Here is a 15,483-nt window from a genome sequence, read left to right on the forward strand (position 1 = left end):
GGCATGATGACCAGGCGACCGCTCCCCGGCACATCAATTTTGGTGGTTTGCCTGCTTCTGTCCGGCCAACATGCGGCCGGACAGGAAGTAATTTCTTCTGGCTTTCGCATTAGGCCTTCGGAGGTCACAGTGCCTCCGGAGGTGGCGCTTGGCGAGTATCAGAGGATGGTTCGACCGTTCGAAAACTGGACAATGATCTGCGACGAAAACCTGAAAGCCCGCCAAAGGGTCTGCAACGTCACCCAGACAATTGAAAACCAGGCAGGACAGCTCGCATTCAGTTGGTCTCTCGCCGCCACACCGGAAGGCAAGCCCTACATGATCTTGCGCACCGCACCGGTCGCCAGGAGCGATGGCTCGGTCTCGCTGAAGTTCGAGGGCCGGGAAGAGCCGGTACAAGTCCAACTCGATGGATGCAACGCAGCAGTTTGCATCGGAATGCTGCCGGTCGGTCCCATCATGCGCGAGCAGATCTCGAAGAACTCGGCGCCAACGGTGTCCTATCCGACAAGGGATGGGAAGACTGTCAGCGTGACCGCAACCCTCAAGGGCCTTTCTACAGCCGTTAAGGCGATCAATTGACGGAGACATTTCGGTGAACCAGCAATCAATCCATGACCGGATAATGTCTCGCAAGAGCAATGATCCGATTCAAAGCAAAGACAACGAGCGTAACGGATCAAAGCGGAATTGGCTAAGGGTGTCGGCCTTATCTCTGTTTGGAATCGCCATTGTCAGCGCCGCTGGTTACGCTGCCATGCGCTATGACGCAATCGGGGATCTCCTCTCGCAGCCGGCAATTGCGGAAACGAATGAAGCCAATCCGGCCCCGGCCGATACGCCATTTTTGCAGCACGCCAAACAGGCCGGCTTGCAATCCTGCTCCAGCGTCTTTCCGGGTCTCGGAGCACTCCTGACAAACGGCACAACCTATAGCGTTCAGTCGATCTGGAACAACGAAACGCCAGACAAGCATGCGGTACAGGCCCTTGTGGGCATGAACTATGCCACTGAAGGATACAGCGGTCCGGCTGCGGGCGTCGTATTTGCCGCGCCTACCGAATCCGCGTGCGAAGGTGCGATGGTCCGAGTGGCGCCGTTCGCTGCTGCCTGCGCAGACATTCCGGCCATGCTGCCGAAGGGAAGCAAGCTTGCCAACAATCTTGGACAGATCAGCATCTACGAACTTTCCGATAACGGTGGCAACGCAATGCTCCTGCCGACAGGAAACAACTGCGTCGTCATTTCCGTCGCGTCGGCGACAGGAAAACAAGGAGGTGGAAAATGAGATTGAGTTTTGCCCTTGGTGCGATCGGCATGGTGTTGGTCTCAACAGTGCAGCTGGGCGCGGCTGACCTCCCCACAACGGCAGCGGATGTACCGGTTCCGCCGCAGGAAGAGAGGGGCATCTGGGCAGCAATCGCCTACTCCGAGGCCGACGAAAAGCACGGTTTCTTTTGGGGCGCCGACAAGCGGCAAGAGGCAATGGATATTGCGCTCGAGCACTGTGAGAATGCCGAAGGCACGGGATGCGTTGTCGTTGAGGTGTTTCGCAACCATCGACATTGGGACGACGACGACGATACCGGTTTTCCCTATCATCATTGTGGCGCGCTCGCTATTGGCGAGGAAAAAGGCGGCCGCGTCACGCCTTGGAGCGCAAAATCGGCGCCAACACGCCGGGAATCTGAGGACCTTGCTCTCGCAGCCTGTGAGCTGTCGGGGACGCAATGCAAGATTCGCGAATGGGTATGTACATGAGGCGTCGCCCCAAGACCGTTTCCGCATGCGGGGCAATCATATTCTCTTTGTTGTCAGCCGCGTCGGCCCAGCAACAGATGGCAGCTCTTCCGAATGGTGCGTCGTCCCTCCGCGAAGTATATCAGGACTGGAGCGTCGCCTGCGCCGTTCGGGAGAACACGAAGATCTGCTCGCTCTCGCAGGACCAAGTGCAACAGAACGGTCAGAGGCTTCTTGCTGTAGAGGTACACAGAAGTGCAGATGGTTCGGCAACTGCTACCCTGCTTCTGCCCTTCGGCATATTACTCGACTCTGGCGTGACGCCGCAGATCGACGACCAGCCGCCATTGTCGCCGCTGCGGTTCAGGACCTGCCAGCCCACAGGGTGCCTTGCCGTGTTTTCGATCGATCCGCCGACGCTCGGAAAGATGAGAGAAGGCTCGGTGCTGAAGCTTAATGTCAGGACCGCTGCCGAGACCCAGCTGACGTTTCCGGTGTCCCTGCGCGGCCTGACCGTAGCGCTCGATCGCATGGCTGCATTGAGCACACGTTGAGGGACACAAGGGCGTCAACTGTTGACAACCATAGCGCCTTTTCGCCGTGTCTCGTAGGTGGCGGGTATTAACGTCCGCTCTCGCGCTGCTGGTCGGACGTTCGTCGCCTCAGCGGTAGACGTCGGCTACTGGCGCTCCTTGCTCGTTCCGATGGACGGGACAAATCGGCCATCGGAACATAAGCGCTGACTACCGTTACTGCCCTGATCGACGCCGCGCGATTTCCGTGTTCCGTACGCTTCCCATAGGAACCGGGAGATGCGTGCATGCTTCAACGCATCCGGAAAAGGGGAAGTTTGCGACTTGAGGGTAGCCAACACCCCCCGTCCGATCCAGCAACGGGTGGCACAACGCGACCGCACCTATCCAGATTGCTAAGCAAACCGTGCGGATGGCCGGGCTGATAGTTCATCGAAATCCGTCCAGCTCTGCATTCGTCTATGGCTGAGCGGGCCCCTTTCAGGTCTCGATAAAGAAGATCGACCTTTCGTCCTGACAGGGGTAAGCCAAGCTCCTCCGTTGATCCATCGGCCCCATTCGCCGAGCGGTGCCTTGGCCGAAGACTACGCGCGAATGGTGGAAGACGGACTGCGGCTTGAGGAAGCCAAGATATTCGACGTCCTTAGGGACCGATGCGCCGACATCGCAGAGCGAGCAAATGCCGCAGCAAAGCGATGATCGATCTGCATGAACGCCTATGCAACAGCCTCACGCTATTACATGGCGACTATCAAAAGAAATCTCGGGAGAGTCGCGCTCCGCTCGCCTGGCAGGCCCGCCTGGAATACTTTACGACTGTTAGACCATGATCCACCCAGATAGCACGGCCCAAGCATTAAACGTAAAGCAGCCCCTGCCTCAACCCGATGGCAACCGCGTCGGCGCGGTTCTGCGCGTGAAGCTTGGTGAGCACGGCGGCGACATGGAATTTTGCCGTATGCACTGAAATCTTGAGCTGGCGAGCGATCACCTTGTTGGAAGCGCCATCGGCGAGCAAAGCCAGCGTTTCCATTTCGCGCGGCGTAAGAACTGCGTGCAGATGCCCGTTTGGCCCCGCCTCGGACGCATGAAGAACGTCGGCATGGCCTGACTGGGCAGGCAAGAGACGGTATCCGGCAGCGGCAATCTTGACGGCGGCGCCGACCAACGCCGTGGCGGCATCGGCCGGCAGCACGGCATGAATATTTGTGCCGGTAGCGCCGACTCCAAGCGCGACATGCGGCGTTACGCCGTCAAACAATTCGCCGTCCGTCACAATGGCATCGAAGCCGTCCGGTTGTTCGAGTTCGGACGGTACCACGACTGTCATCCCGTCGTTCTCGGCCAGATCGTGCACGAGCTCTTCCGCACGCTCCGGATCGGACAGGGCGACCATCACAATCAAGGAGCCTTCAGCCATCTGTCCTCGCTCAGGAACGCGGACGTGCACCAATCGTCACCTCTACGCGACGCTCTTCGCCTCCCCGCAGCAGACGGAGCGCGATTGTCTTGCCGACACTGTCGGGGCCGAGACGACGGATCAGGTCGCGTACGCCATCGATTTCTTCGTCACCCCAGGCTGTGATGATGTCGCCGAGCACCAGCCCAGCCTTTTCCGCCGGCCCGCCTTCCTCGAGGCTCATCACCATCGCGCCATGTGCCTTCGCCTGACGCACCGGATGCAGCCCGGCACCAAGATAGCCGCGCGGCACGTGCCCTTTCTCGGCGAGCGTTGCCGTAACGCGATCCACGGTTTCAGCGGGAATGACGAGCACGCGCCGGCGGGGGCCAAACAGGACGAGCCCGACAAAGCTGCCTTCGGCATCGATCGCCGCGCCGCCCTCGGCGCGTGGATCGATGCTGGCTGAAAGCCGGATACGCCGGTCGATCAGCCCGCCCCTCATGCTGCGCCAGGCTGGGCCTGCCTCTGCAACGACGCCGTAACCGGCGAGGGCCGAGGCATCACCGCGACCCACTACGATCACCAGATTTCCTGCTTCGATCCGTCCCGCGGGCCTCAGCGCCGACACTCCTTCCGGAACGCTGGATTTCAGAACCGCAATTCCCGTCGTCGGATCGCGGCCGACGAATTCGGCCGGTGCAGTGCCGCCGGATTGAAATGTCAAAGTGATGCCGTCTTCGGTCTCGATCGTCTCGCTCGCGGCGACAAACAATCCGTCCCGCCAGTGAACAGCACTCGAAGAATTGTGGCGGCTGGCGTGGACTGCAGCGATTGCCGGAGCGGTGGCGGCGACAAGGCCGGCGATCTCGCGAGAGAAATCTAGAAGACTGGCTTTCGGCATGATCTTTCTCCTCTGATCTGATGCGAGGAATCTCGCCGATTTCGCTATGCGGTCCAACTCGCCTCACGGCTAGGTTCGGACTGGTCATTCGGGCAGGTCGCGCCAAGCCTGCCTGCCAACTCATATAAATATCGACAGCCTCCTATGCCGGAGAAATGCGATGCTTGACCGAGCCGAGAATAAAAACGATCTAAAAATATCCGCTGACGACCTACTGCTCGACGCTTACTCGCGCTCTGTAGCCGATACCGTAGAGATGGTTGGGCCGGCCGTGTGCCGCGTTGAGGCCCCGGTGGAAAGGCGAGCGGGCCTCGGCTCCGGCATGGTGATCTCCTCCGACGGACTGGTCGTCACCAACAGCCATGTAGTTGGTGAGACAAACACTGTCAGGGTCATCGTTCCGGATGGCTCCTCGGCGCAAGCTCGCGTTCTTGGCCGCGACCCCGACACCGACATTGCCCTGCTTCGCGCCAATTCGAACTTCGCAGCAGTCGCCGAACTCGGCGACAGCAAATCCCTGCGCCGGGGTCAAATCGCGATCGCCATCGGCAACCCGCTCGGCTTTGACTGGACGGTCACAACGGGGGTTGTTTCGGCCCTCGGGCGGAGCATGCGGGCCTTGACGGGACGGCTGATCGACGACGTCATCCAGACCGACGCTGCGCTAAATCCCGGTAACTCGGGTGGCCCACTCGTGGCGACAAACGGTAAAGTCGTCGGCATCAACACGGCCGTCATTCGCGGCGGTCGAAGGCGAGGAAGGCCTGCTGCTCATTTGGTCCCGGCCGAACCGGGATTGAAGAATCGAAGCAACGCGGCCCCCGTTGCAATCCATCCTGACATGAATGCGCCAACCGCCGTGCTACCTTGAGCGCCAGACCGGTGTTTGCGACACCGGTCTGGCAGCCTGCCATGAAGTGAAGAGGAGAGTTCACCATGTCCAGGATCAACCGCCGCGCCTTGCTGCTCCACTCCGGCAGCGCCGTCATTGCCTCGACGATAGCGGCGACGGCTCTTGTCACAGAGCCGCAGCACCGAGACCGGGAACCGTCCCGCCATCTGCTGTTGCTGATCAAGGCTCACGAGGCGGCGTACGCGGCGTTCGACAAGGCGATCCATGACACGGGCGGCAGCAGCCGCGATCACGACAGGGCCAGCCGGGCTGAGGAAAGGGCGCTGCTGGCTATCTGCGCCTATCCTGCGATCAGAAAAGGCGATCGCCTGGCCAAGGCCCAATATCTTTTGAAGATCGAGGCGCGCGGCGAGCTCGACCTGGCGGAGCACATGCGGGCTCTTCTCCGCTCGACGATGTGAAAGGGATAAGGGCCGACGCGCGTGGCCGGTCGGACTCCGATCAGATCACCCGAAGCTCACCGGCTGACGTCTTTCCGGAACGTTTGTCCTGCATCAGTTCGTAGCTGACTTTCTGACCTTCATTGAGGCCCCGCAAGCCGGAGCGCTCGACGGCGGAAATATGCACGAACACATCCGGGCCGCCCTGATCAGGCTCAATGAAGCCAAATCCCTTTTGCGAATTAAACCACTTTACCGTCCCGGTAGCCATAGAGAGCCCTTTTTCTGACAGGGTGACCGCGTGCTGATTGCGTTGACGTTTCACGGGGGGATCAGCAGGCCAAGCATATCCATGACGGTCATCCATTGCCAATATGGAAAGCGAACCGGAGGTCACGTTGCACTCGCGCCGGTCCGGCGCTGTGTGGATTTCAGTCCGCATCGACGGGCAGAATGGCCCGTCGATGTTCCCAAGCCCCCGTGACCGAGGTTTGAGCGCTGTCAAGGCCGCGCAGATCTGCCGGCAGATCGTGCGCCGCGGAGCGGTTGCCTTGACCGCGCGATACGCGGTCACAATTTCGGCAGGCGGTCGGTGAGAGCTGGCCGACCCAACGGAGAGGCAAATCCCTCATGTCAAACGAACTCGACAATCTCAGCCGGCGCGTCGCTGCTGGCAAGCTGAGCCGGCGTGATTTTCTCGGCCGCGCCGCCGCCATCGGCGTCACTGCCACCTTTGCCAATTCGTTGCTCGCCTCTGCGGTCCGCGCAGCGGGCCCGGTGAGGGGCGGCATCCTTCGCGCCGGCATGCAGGGCGGCGCCGCTACCGACAGCCTCGACCCTGCGACATGGTCAAGCCAGGTTCCCTATTTCTTCGGTCGCCAATGGGCCGAACAGCTCGTGCAAATTTCCGCCGAAGGCGAGGTGAAGCCGGCGCTTGCCGAGGAATGGAGTGCATCCGACGACGCCAAGGTCTGGACTTTCAAGATTCGCAAGGGCGTGCAGTTCCACAACGGCAAGGAGATGACGCCGGCCGACGTCGTTGCGACGATGGAGCGTCACTCCGACAAGAATTCAAAATCCGGCGCGCTCGGCATCATGGGCGGCATCGACAACGTTAAGGCGGAAGGCGACACAGTTGTCTTCTCGTTGAAGGACGCAAATGCCGACCTGCCCTTCCTGCTCGACGACTATCACCTGATGATCCAGCCGAACGGCGGCAAGGACAACCCGGCCGAAGGCATCGGCACCGGCCCCTACAAGATCGCCGTGAACGAGGCCGGCTTGCGCCTCGGCGGGGAGAAGTTCGCCAATTACTGGCGCGACGACCGCGGCTTCGCCGACCAGATCGAGATCATCGTCATCAATGACGCGACGGCGCGCACCTCCGCCCTCCAGGGTGGGCAGGTCGACATCATCAACCGCGTTGAGCCCAAGGTCGTCGAGCTCATCAAGCGCACGCCCGGGGTGACGATCCAGAACGTCGCCGGCAAGGGCCATTATGTCTTCATCGCCCACTGCAACACCGCGCCCTTCGACAACAACGATCTGAGGCTAGCGCTGAAATACGCCCTCGACCGCGAAGAGATGGTCCAGAAGATTTTGCAGGGCTACGGCTCGGTCGGCAACGATACGCCAATCAACCAGGCCTACCCTCTCTTCACCGAAATGGAGCAGCGCACCTACGATCCCGAAAAGGCAGCCTTCCACTACAAGAAGTCCGGCCATTCCGGTCCGGTCCTGCTGCGTACGTCGGACGTTGCCTTCCCCGGCGCGGTGGACGCCACCCAGCTCTACCAGCAGAGCGCTGCAAAAGCCGGCATAACTATCGAGGTCAAGCGCGAGCCCGGCGACGGCTACTGGTCCGAAGTCTGGAACAAACAGCCCTTCTCCGCCTCCTATTGGGGCGGACGGCCGACACAGGACCAGATGTATTCTACGGCCTATTATTCCAAGGCGGATTGGAACGACACGCGCTTCTTCCGCGAGGATTTTGACAAGATGCTGTTTCAGGCGCGCGCCGAACTGGATGTCGAGAAGCGCAAGAAGATCTACGCCGACATGGGCACGATCGTGCGCGACGAGGGAGGCGCCATCGTGCCGATGTTCAACGACTTCATCGACGCGACGAGCTCCAAGGTCGGCGGCTGGAGCCCGGACGGCAATCAGGAGATGATGGGCGGCTACGCCCTGTCCAAGTGCTGGCTAGTGGCCTGAGCCCGGCCTTGCGTGGGAATCGGCACTACCCCGCCGGCTCCTAGGATTGCATGCTTTGTCGTGCCGATCAGCGTTGAGACCCTACGCCGAACCACACACTCAGTGAGGACGCTGCACGCTCCGAAGGCTTACCGGCAACCATGGCGGGCGAACCACTGGACCAGGCGTGCGGATCGAGGAGATTTCTGCACCACCGCCGTGGCGCAGCCCGTGCCGCTTCTGAGAATGGTCACGGTGCTGGCTTAGGTTCGCAAAGTTTTTCGCGGGCTTGCCGGATCAGCCATAGCCGATCACGCTCAGCAGAAGAATGCCTCGACAACAGGGCGGGGTTTTCGACCTACAAGCCTTCCCCAAGCCCGCTTGACCAGCGCGGCGCCGGCCATCTAGCTTAATCCCGCCCTTAAGTGGCGAACGCAGCGCCCGGCGAGATATAGGGGACGGCATCGAGTTATCGGTCGACCCGATTCCGCGGAGGATTGCCATCATTGACGGAACGGTCAGACCTCGACGCCATCTCTGTCTTGGCAACGCTCGTCGCGCTTTATGCCGTTCTGAAGCTTGGGCTGCTTCCGGCGCTTCTGGCGGGGCTGCTCATCGCACAACTTGTGCACTCCGCCGTCCCAGTGCTGTATCGTTTCGGCATTGCCAATCGCAAGCTCGGCAGGGCAATCGCATTGACCCTGGTGACTGTGATCGTCACGACCGTGATCGCACTGTTGGTCGTTGCCATTTCATCCCAACTCACTGCCGGCCCGGAGAATCTCTTTTTTCTCCTCCAGCGCATGGCGGAGGTGATCGACACCGCACGTAACCACTTGCCTTCCTGGACGAGGGACTACCTGCCGGCAAATATCAAAGAATTCGAGGACGCCGCCTCCCAATGGTTGCGCGACAATGCATGGCAGCTCCGCTACATCGGCGGTGATGTCGGTTCGTTTGTCTTCTACGTAATCGTCGGCATGATAATTGGCGGTATGATCGCCTTTGGCAGGGACACTCGTGCATACGAGCCTGGACCGCTGGCTGCCGCACTTGAGGCGCGCGTTATGGTGCTCAGCAAGGCGTTCCACGGAATTGTGTTTGCCCAGATCCGCATTTCGGCACTGAACACACTTCTGACGGCCATCTATCTCGCCCTCGTGCTCCCAATTTTTGGTATCAATCTGCCGTTTTTGAAGACCATGATAGCCGTCACCTTTCTGGTTGGGCTCCTGCCGGTGATCGGTAATCTCATCTCGAACACGGTGATTGTGCTGGTGAGTTTCAGCGTATCACCGGCGGTCGCATTGGCCTCGCTCGCCTTCCTCGTGATTATTCACAAGCTCGAATATTTCGTGAATGCCCGCATCATCGGCACGAGGATAAAAGCCTGGGCTTGGGAGCTTCTCTTGGCGATGCTTGTAATGGATGCATGGTTCGGGGTTCCGGGACTGATCGCTGCACCAATCTACTACGCCTATGTCAAGTACGAGCTGATGATGCGGAAGTTGATCTGAGACAACCGTGTTGTGAGGCGGCCGCCAACGGTGTCTGCCTGGACGATCGTTTCCAGCTCGCGCGACCCCTTCGCGCGAGCGGTCAGTGCCTAGCGGCATCACCGGCAGCGGTCGCGGATGCCTCCGAAGACCATGTTGTGCAGCGATCAAGCACCGCACAATCGCGTTTCCCAGCGTAAGATTAGCCGCTCAATGCCCGCGGAAGCGTAGCCCGGTCGCTTCGCGTTGCAGTAAAATCTTTGTGCGTTGCGATATCAAATTCGACGCCATAGATTCCGTGTGTCGGCCATCTACTCCTCCCAGATGCGATGCCGAAACTAGCGAACTCACCTCCTCCCGAGTTCGCACAAATAGAGCCCGCTGCCACCTCCTCCCGGCAGCGGGCTTTTATGGCCTACGCACAGGTAGCTCCGAGTTGCCCGAGCTAGCGTCGGACCGGTTACAAGATGCCCTATTGCGGGCGGCGCTCGCAGTGGCAAAGATTTACTTTTGTGGTTTTCCCACTCACTGCCAGACTTGGCGTGGCGACGTGTCGACAGAATCTCACGGCTAATTGGGGCGACCCTGGCCACATAGCGGCTGACCAGCGCAGGTCGCCGGTCGCCGCGGGCGACGCTAGGTTCGCCCATGTTGTGGGTCGGAGGGCGCCTCGCCAGTAATGTTCAAGTCAACGTGCGACACGACTGAGTTGTCGTTATCTGCTCCCTTGGCACTCCGGCCCCAGTGCCGCCTGCAGATGGCTCTGAGCCCCGCACGCAGGTGGTCGTCCCTGAAAAGCTCCGTCGCATCGTCAAAGCCTTCTGCAACCAAGGCTCTTTCAATCGTCGGGCAGCCTAGATGTTCCCCGCTTTCTGCGAGTTGGATGGCGCGCAATAGGAGACTGGCGTTGGCCATGACGACGACAGCGACCAGGCGGATGCGCTGGCGCAAGAAATGGCCGAGATCGACGCCGTGCTGGCCCGCTCCAGCCGGCTGCTCGTCGGCGAAAATTTGGCGCCGCGCGCCGCGGACAGCCCGGATGTCGAGAGGGCAGGGCAGGGGGCAAAAGCCCCGGAGATGGCTTCCTTCGACGGCCTCGGGCCGCTGATTCGCGACCTCGACTGGGACGAGGATCAGCGGCTGGCCGACTGGCTCGCCGTCGTCGACGCTGTGAAAGAGATGCCGACCGTGCTGGCTGCGGCGATCGCCTGGGAGGCGTGGCAGGACATCGAACCGCTGCAGCACCAGCATTGGCTCAGCAATCTGCTCGCCGCCGCGCTGCTCAGGCAGCGCGGCAACGTCGGCTCGCATCTGTTTTGCCTCAATGCCGGGCTGCGCATCGTGCCGCGCGAGCGGCGGCGCGCGCGGGAAAAGGCCACCCGGCTGCTGGCCGTGCTCGACGCTTTTGCAGAGGCGGCAGCGGCTGGGCTCAAGGAACTCGATCGGCTGGTGATGGCCAAAGCCCAGATGGAGCGCCGGCTCAGGAACCGGCGCAAAAACTCGAGCCTGCCGGCGCTGATCGAGCTGGTGCTGGCGCGGCCGCTGGTGTCGGCGGGACTGATCGCGGCCGAGCTGAAAATCAGCCAGCGCGCGGCGCTCGGCCTGGTCGCAGAACTCGCCATCTGCGAGGTGACGGGCCGGGGGCGCTACCGGGCATGGGGTATCATATGACGTTGTCGCCGAATGCCGGTTGAGAGACGGCCATGCTCCCGTACCGTTGCAGGGGGACGTGAGTCAGTGTTGCGCGCAAGCGACTAAACTAAGAGCACATCACAACTGCGGACGGGACCGCATGTTGGCGGCGATAATGATTTCGGTGTTCGTTTCAACGCCGAATTTCTGCCGATACCAAACCTCGGCAACGATGACCATAAGGTCGTCGCGCCTGCCTTCCATCGCCTGAACGATCCCGGCTTTCAGGACGTTGGCTTCCTCGGGGCTTTCCGCGAGAGCTGCCGCGATCCCGTCGACATCGTGGGAGTCGACTGAAGCTGCAATTGAATGCGTCTTCAGCATCCTTGCAATACTCGCGGCTTTGATTTCGTTCAAAGCGCGCATCACGTGCTCCAACACCTCGCGTGCGTTCTCGATCTTGTCGTCCTTGCCCATCAGTCGTTCCGATTTCCTGTTCGGTCATGTCGATATGTCACCTGGTAACAGCGTATTTGTGGTTTTCGAAGGGTGCGGATCGGGCTGGTGGTTGTGGCAAGGGATCTCATCGGCCGTCGCCAAGGTTAGCGGAGCTTCTCTCAAGCGAGCTAGCTGAGCTATTGGCGAGGCCTGACGCTTGGTCCCGCTTGGAATGGCAGAGAACGACCCCTCTGCCCTTCAAAGTAGCTGAGTACGCATGTCTGTCCCGTTTCGTATTGAGATGGAGACTCCGGCCTCGCGGAGTCCGTCCACCAGCCGATCGAGCAGATTGGGATCCCTGTAGGGCAAAGCCCGCTTGAGGTGATCGACAGAAAAGTTCGGGTTAACCTCCAGGGTCTCCCGCCAGTAGCGTCGCGCTTCTTCGTGGCGTCCAGTTCGGCCATATAGGCATGCGAGGTAAAAGCGCGTCATGTCCGATCGCGGCGCAAGTGTCAGCCGTCGCTTGAAGGCGATCTCGGCCTCGTCATAGCGCCCGAGCGCCAGAAGGGCCCTCCCCAGGAAATGCAGCGACAGGTCGAATTGCGGGTCAAGCCGGTGGGCCCGTGTATACAGCGCCAGGGCGTCTTCGTGCCGACCCTGGAAATCCCTTATACCGCCAAGCGCGGTGTAGGCGCTGGCCGAACTGGGACCGAGTTCGATCGCCCGCTCTGCAGCGAACTCCGCCTCGTCCAGACGCCGCATCCAGGTAAGGGCAAGCGCGAGCGCGTGATGGCAGTGCGGCTCGGTATCGTCCGTATCGACTGCCTTGTAGGCCAGTTCCAGCGCCTGTGTGAGATTGTCAGGCGTCGCGCCGTTCCACTGATTGATGAAGTCGGTTAAGGCGATGATCGAGAGCGAAGCATAGGCGGCCGCCAGCCCCGGATCGATCGCGATGGCGCGCTCCAGCATGCTGCGCGCCTCCATGGACGATACGGAGTTGAACTGCAGGATGGTCTGACGCGAGCGGACAAGCAGATCATAGGCTTCCGGATCGACCTTGCCGCGGCCCTCGCGCCGCGTCTCCTCGCTGGGCGTCAGCTTCACCTGGAGCGCGCTAACGATGGTGCGGGTGACCTCGTCCTGGACCGCGAATATATCCTCGATGCCGCGATCGTAGCGCTCGGCCCACAAATGGCCGCCGGTCGTGCCGTCGATCATCTGGGCATTGATCCGGATGCGGTTGGCGGCCCTGCGCACGCTGCCTTCCAGAACGTAGCGAACGCCGAGTTCGCGGCTCACCTTGCGGATATCCGGCGCTTGGCCCTTGTAGGCGAAGGACGAATTTCGGGCGATCACGAACAGGCCCGAGACTTTGGACAGGTCGGTGATGATGTCCTCGGTGATGCCGTCAGCGAAATAGCCCTGCTCGGGGTCGCCCGACATGTTGTCGAACGGCAGGACGGCGATCGACGGCTTTGCGGGAAGCGGCGGCGGGGCCTCGACGACAGCCTCGGAAACTGCGTTTGCTCGGCCGTTCGGCGACCAGGTCCAGATGTGCACCGGGCGCTCGATGTTCTTGACCTCATGAAGCCCGCCATCGACGAAATCGATCCCGACGCGGCCGTGCACGTGCTGGTAGACGCTGTCCGAAATCGCCACGCCGCCGGGATCGGCAAGCATCTCCAGGCGCGCGGCGATGTTGACGCCGTCGCCGAAAAGATCGCTGTCGTCGACCATGATGTCGCCGAGATTGACGCCGACGCGAAGCACGATCGCCCGGTCTTCCGGCATGTCCTCGTTTGCCGCGTCCATCGCGCCTTGCAACGCAGCCGCGCATTCCACGGCGTTGACCGCGCTGCCGAACTCGACGAACACGCCGTCGCCGGTCCGCTTGAAGACGCGACCCTGATGCTGCTCGACGAGCGGCTCCAGCACCTCTTTCCACCGCGCCATGAGCAGCGTGTGGGTGCTTTTTTCGTCCCGCTCCATGAGCCGACTGTAACCGACCACGTCAGCGGCCAAAATGGCAGCAAGCCGGCGTCGGATGGATTCGTTGGCCATACGCAAGGCGCCTTCCTAGCACCCATTGGTCAAACTGTACCGGCGTCTTGCTTCCAAGTCTATTCGGCTTGAAGCTGGCCTTGGTCGACATCCAACGTTCATTGCAGTGCGCGCAAACGTCCGCTTGTGTGATGGCGCGTTTTCCCCGTTATTATCCGATTTGACGCGTGGCGCACTGCCGACCATGCTGGACCGATGACAAGGGGCGTGCTTCTGGACTTGGCCGGCGTCATCTACGATGGCGAGACCGCCATACCAGGCGGGGTCGACGCCGTCGCGCGTTTGCGCAAGGCCGGTTTGGCCCTACGCTTCGTAAGCAATACCACGCGCTCGTCGAAACAGGAGGTTCTCGAACGTCTGGAAGGAATGGGACTCACCGTTACCAAGGCTGATGTCTTCACGCCGGCGCAAGCAGCACGCGAATGGCTTCTTCGGAATGGTCTTGCACCGTATTTGTTGGTTCACCCCGGCCTTGCGCCGGATTTCTACGATCTGCCGCATCGCGACAAGCGCGCCGTCGTCATCGGCGATGCCGGAGAAGCCTTCACCTATGCGGTGTTGAATGAAGCGTTCCGCGAGCTGTGCGCCGGGGCCGAATTGTTGGCTCTTGCGACCAACCGGACGTTTCGGGATGCCGACGGCGGGCTCAGCCTGGATGCCGGGCCATTCGTCGCGGCGTTGGAATTTGCCTCCCTGAAACGCGCCACTGTTCTCGGCAAGCCCTCGCCGGCATTCTTTCTGGCGGCGCTGGCAAGCATGGGCTGTCCGCCGGGTCAGGCGATCATGGTCGGCGACGACGCCGAGTCCGATATCGCGGGCGCCTTGCGCGCGGGCCTTTCCGGCGCCTTGCTGGTGCGAACAGGCAAATACCGGCAGGGCGATGAGAAACGGTTTGATCCGCGCCCGACCGCAACCGTCGCCGATCTCGCTGCGGCCACCGACTGGATCATTGCGCGCCGAGACTGACTCCTGTCCGTGCGGCGTGCTTGTCTCGCCACCGAGCTCAGCCGTGCTGCTGGCGGCTTCAATCGGCGCAAGCGCGCCGTGACCGGAAAGTGGCATGCGGACGAGACGTACATCAAGGTCCGTGGCCAGTGGATGTATCTCTATCGCGCCATCGACAGTGTCGGCGACACCGTCAAGTTCTGGTTCAGCCAACTCCGCGACCTGCCGGCGGCAAAGCGCTTCTTCCGCAAAGCACTGAACGCCATGGTCGACCCGATCGCACTGTCATCGACGGCAGTCAGGGCGATAGTTTCCTGCGATGCCACGAGCCGATTGCAGGACCGCTCAGGGCGCAAGCTGATGCCGATCCGGATTCGCCAGAGCCAATACCTCAACAATCGTATCGAGCAGGACCATCGCCGCATCAAACGCCGGGTAAGGTCGATGCTCGGCTTCAAGTCATTCGCAAGCGCCGCTGCAACCTTGGACGGTATCGAGATGATCCACATGATGCGCAAACGACAGGCGAGGTACATCTACAATCCAAGCCCGTCTGTCGCCAAGCAGTTTGAGATCATCGCAGCAGCGTGAAGGCCGCCAGCATCCTAGCTTCTATGGCTCGGTTCGAGTTTGCAACAGAACCCCATGGTCGTGCCCCAATTTCGGCCGCGCTGTCGGCAAGGCTTTGCCACCAGACCCACCGAGAGGCATATCTGTCAAAGCCGTCCAGGCGACCCGTTGCCGAAAGCTGCCAGTTAGTCGTTGGCTTCCGGCGGCAGGAAGTCGACCTCGTGCGCCGCGGAGACTTTCACCACTTCCGCCGGATCGGAAAGATTGTCCAGCTTGCCA

General features: G+C 61.1%; 14 protein-coding genes and 4 pseudogenes. 12 read left to right on the forward strand and 6 right to left on the reverse strand.

Going from position 1 to position 15,483, the window contains the following annotated elements; genetic code table 11:
• Nucleotides 1–3 precede the first annotated feature (3 nt).
• The 4 genes from G6N73_RS16425 to G6N73_RS16440 are packed head-to-tail and all read left to right on the forward strand — an operon-like array spanning nucleotide 4 to nucleotide 2,294.
• The gene (locus G6N73_RS16425; protein ID WP_425484095.1) at nucleotides 4–582 is read left to right on the forward strand and encodes an invasion associated locus B family protein; all 579 of its coding nucleotides are present in this window, start codon (nucleotides 4–6) and stop codon (nucleotides 580–582) included.
• A gap of 13 nt (nucleotides 583–595) precedes the next feature.
• A complete protein-coding gene (locus G6N73_RS16430; protein ID WP_165029435.1) occupies nucleotides 596–1,288 on the forward strand; it encodes a hypothetical protein in 693 nt (230 codons plus the stop codon).
• Entirely contained in the window at nucleotides 1,285–1,761 is a 477-nt protein-coding gene (locus G6N73_RS16435) for a DUF4189 domain-containing protein (protein ID WP_165029437.1), read from the forward strand. Before G6N73_RS16430 ends, G6N73_RS16435 begins: the two co-directional genes overlap by 4 nt.
• On the forward strand, nucleotides 1,746–2,294 hold the full coding sequence (locus G6N73_RS16440) for an invasion associated locus B family protein (RefSeq protein WP_165029439.1): 549 nt from the start codon (nucleotides 1,746–1,748) through the stop codon (nucleotides 2,292–2,294). The genes G6N73_RS16435 and G6N73_RS16440 overlap by 16 nt, the downstream gene beginning before the upstream one ends.
• An 835-nt stretch (nucleotides 2,295–3,129) precedes the next feature.
• Here G6N73_RS16440 and G6N73_RS16445 read toward each other — a convergent pair.
• Entirely contained in the window at nucleotides 3,130–3,693 is a 564-nt protein-coding gene (locus tag G6N73_RS16445) for a helix-turn-helix transcriptional regulator (RefSeq protein ID WP_165029441.1), read from the reverse strand.
• Between the two features lie 10 nt (nucleotides 3,694–3,703).
• Nucleotides 3,704–4,576: a S1C family serine protease gene (locus G6N73_RS16450; RefSeq protein ID WP_165029443.1), complete on the reverse strand. Its 873-nt coding sequence runs from the start codon at nucleotides 4,574–4,576 to the stop codon at nucleotides 3,704–3,706.
• 160 nt (nucleotides 4,577–4,736) lie between these two features.
• Between G6N73_RS16450 and G6N73_RS16455 the strand changes: the two are divergent.
• From G6N73_RS16455 to G6N73_RS16460, 3 genes and pseudogenes are all read left to right on the forward strand, one after another.
• Nucleotides 4,737–5,327 (forward strand): annotated as a pseudogene (locus G6N73_RS16455) (S1C family serine protease); the annotation flags it as partial.
• Nucleotides 5,308–5,376 (forward strand): annotated as a pseudogene (locus G6N73_RS38595) (DUF736 domain-containing protein); the annotation flags it as partial. The pseudogenes G6N73_RS16455 and G6N73_RS38595, both read left to right, overlap by 20 nt.
• Before the next feature lie 136 nt (nucleotides 5,377–5,512).
• Entirely contained in the window at nucleotides 5,513–5,890 is a 378-nt protein-coding gene (locus tag G6N73_RS16460; RefSeq protein WP_165029447.1) for a hypothetical protein, read from the forward strand.
• 40 nt (nucleotides 5,891–5,930) lie between these two features.
• Here G6N73_RS16460 and G6N73_RS16465 read toward each other — a convergent pair whose 3' ends face one another.
• A complete protein-coding gene (locus G6N73_RS16465) occupies nucleotides 5,931–6,140 on the reverse strand; it encodes a cold-shock protein (protein WP_165029469.1) in 210 nt (69 codons plus the stop codon).
• A 359-nt stretch (nucleotides 6,141–6,499) separates the two neighbouring features.
• Between G6N73_RS16465 and G6N73_RS16470 the strand changes: the two genes are divergently transcribed.
• The 3 genes and pseudogenes from G6N73_RS16470 to G6N73_RS16480 form a co-directional block, all read left to right on the forward strand.
• On the forward strand, nucleotides 6,500–8,083 hold the full coding sequence (locus G6N73_RS16470) for an ABC transporter substrate-binding protein (RefSeq protein ID WP_165029449.1): 1,584 nt from the start codon (nucleotides 6,500–6,502) through the stop codon (nucleotides 8,081–8,083).
• A gap of 485 nt (nucleotides 8,084–8,568) precedes the next feature.
• The gene (locus G6N73_RS16475) at nucleotides 8,569–9,579 is read left to right on the forward strand and encodes an AI-2E family transporter (RefSeq protein WP_246252109.1); all 1,011 of its coding nucleotides are present in this window, start codon (nucleotides 8,569–8,571) and stop codon (nucleotides 9,577–9,579) included.
• Between the two features lie 906 nt (nucleotides 9,580–10,485).
• Nucleotides 10,486–11,229 (forward strand): annotated as a pseudogene (locus G6N73_RS16480) (RHE_PE00001 family protein); the annotation flags it as partial.
• A 99-nt stretch (nucleotides 11,230–11,328) separates the two neighbouring features.
• Here G6N73_RS16480 and G6N73_RS16485 read toward each other — a convergent pair.
• Both G6N73_RS16485 and G6N73_RS16490 read right to left on the reverse strand, forming a co-directional pair.
• A complete protein-coding gene (locus G6N73_RS16485) occupies nucleotides 11,329–11,667 on the reverse strand; it encodes a hypothetical protein (protein ID WP_165029455.1) in 339 nt (112 codons plus the stop codon).
• Between the two features lie 219 nt (nucleotides 11,668–11,886).
• Nucleotides 11,887–13,689 (reverse strand): adenylate/guanylate cyclase domain-containing protein, encoded by a 1,803-nt coding sequence (locus G6N73_RS16490; RefSeq protein WP_165029457.1) that lies wholly within the window; start codon nucleotides 13,687–13,689, stop codon nucleotides 11,887–11,889.
• A gap of 195 nt (nucleotides 13,690–13,884) precedes the next feature.
• Between G6N73_RS16490 and G6N73_RS16495 the strand changes: the two genes are divergently transcribed.
• Nucleotides 13,885–14,655 carry a TIGR01458 family HAD-type hydrolase gene (locus tag G6N73_RS16495; protein WP_165029459.1) on the forward strand — a complete coding sequence of 257 codons (771 nt, stop codon included), beginning with the start codon at nucleotides 13,885–13,887 and terminating at the stop codon, nucleotides 14,653–14,655.
• A 9-nt stretch (nucleotides 14,656–14,664) separates the two neighbouring features.
• A complete protein-coding gene (locus G6N73_RS16500; RefSeq protein ID WP_425484096.1) occupies nucleotides 14,665–15,225 on the forward strand; it encodes an IS6 family transposase in 561 nt (186 codons plus the stop codon).
• Nucleotides 15,226–15,389: 164 nt separating this feature from the next.
• On the opposite strand, the pseudogene G6N73_RS36905 reads toward G6N73_RS16500, so the two are convergent.
• Nucleotides 15,390–15,483 (reverse strand): annotated as a pseudogene (locus G6N73_RS36905) (cupin domain-containing protein); the annotation flags it as partial.

It is taken from the genome of Allomesorhizobium camelthorni, assembly GCF_011045125.1.
Classification (GTDB): Bacteria; Pseudomonadota; Alphaproteobacteria; order Rhizobiales; family Rhizobiaceae; genus Allomesorhizobium; species Allomesorhizobium camelthorni.

Excerpts from the sequence above, each read along its gene's own strand:
- G6N73_RS16465 (WP_165029469.1), bottom strand. The coding sequence starts at position 6,140 with ATGGCTACCGGGACGGTAAAGTGGTTTAATTCGCAAAAGGGATTTGGC.
- G6N73_RS16445 (WP_165029441.1), bottom strand. The coding sequence starts at position 3,693 with ATGGCTGAAGGCTCCTTGATTGTGATGGTCGCCCTGTCCGATCCGGAG.
- G6N73_RS16435 (WP_165029437.1), top strand. The coding sequence starts at position 1,285 with ATGAGATTGAGTTTTGCCCTTGGTGCGATCGGCATGGTGTTGGTCTCA.
- G6N73_RS16490 (WP_165029457.1), bottom strand. The coding sequence starts at position 13,689 with ATGGCCAACGAATCCATCCGACGCCGGCTTGCTGCCATTTTGGCCGCT.
- G6N73_RS16485 (WP_165029455.1), bottom strand. The coding sequence starts at position 11,667 with ATGGGCAAGGACGACAAGATCGAGAACGCACGCGAGGTGTTGGAGCAC.
- G6N73_RS16425 (WP_425484095.1), top strand. The coding sequence starts at position 4 with ATGATGACCAGGCGACCGCTCCCCGGCACATCAATTTTGGTGGTTTGC.
- G6N73_RS16470 (WP_165029449.1), top strand. The coding sequence starts at position 6,500 with ATGTCAAACGAACTCGACAATCTCAGCCGGCGCGTCGCTGCTGGCAAG.
- G6N73_RS16495 (WP_165029459.1), top strand. The coding sequence starts at position 13,885 with ATGACAAGGGGCGTGCTTCTGGACTTGGCCGGCGTCATCTACGATGGC.
- G6N73_RS16440 (WP_165029439.1), top strand. The coding sequence starts at position 1,746 with ATGGGTATGTACATGAGGCGTCGCCCCAAGACCGTTTCCGCATGCGGG.
- G6N73_RS16450 (WP_165029443.1), bottom strand. The coding sequence starts at position 4,576 with ATGCCGAAAGCCAGTCTTCTAGATTTCTCTCGCGAGATCGCCGGCCTT.
- G6N73_RS16460 (WP_165029447.1), top strand. The coding sequence starts at position 5,513 with ATGTCCAGGATCAACCGCCGCGCCTTGCTGCTCCACTCCGGCAGCGCC.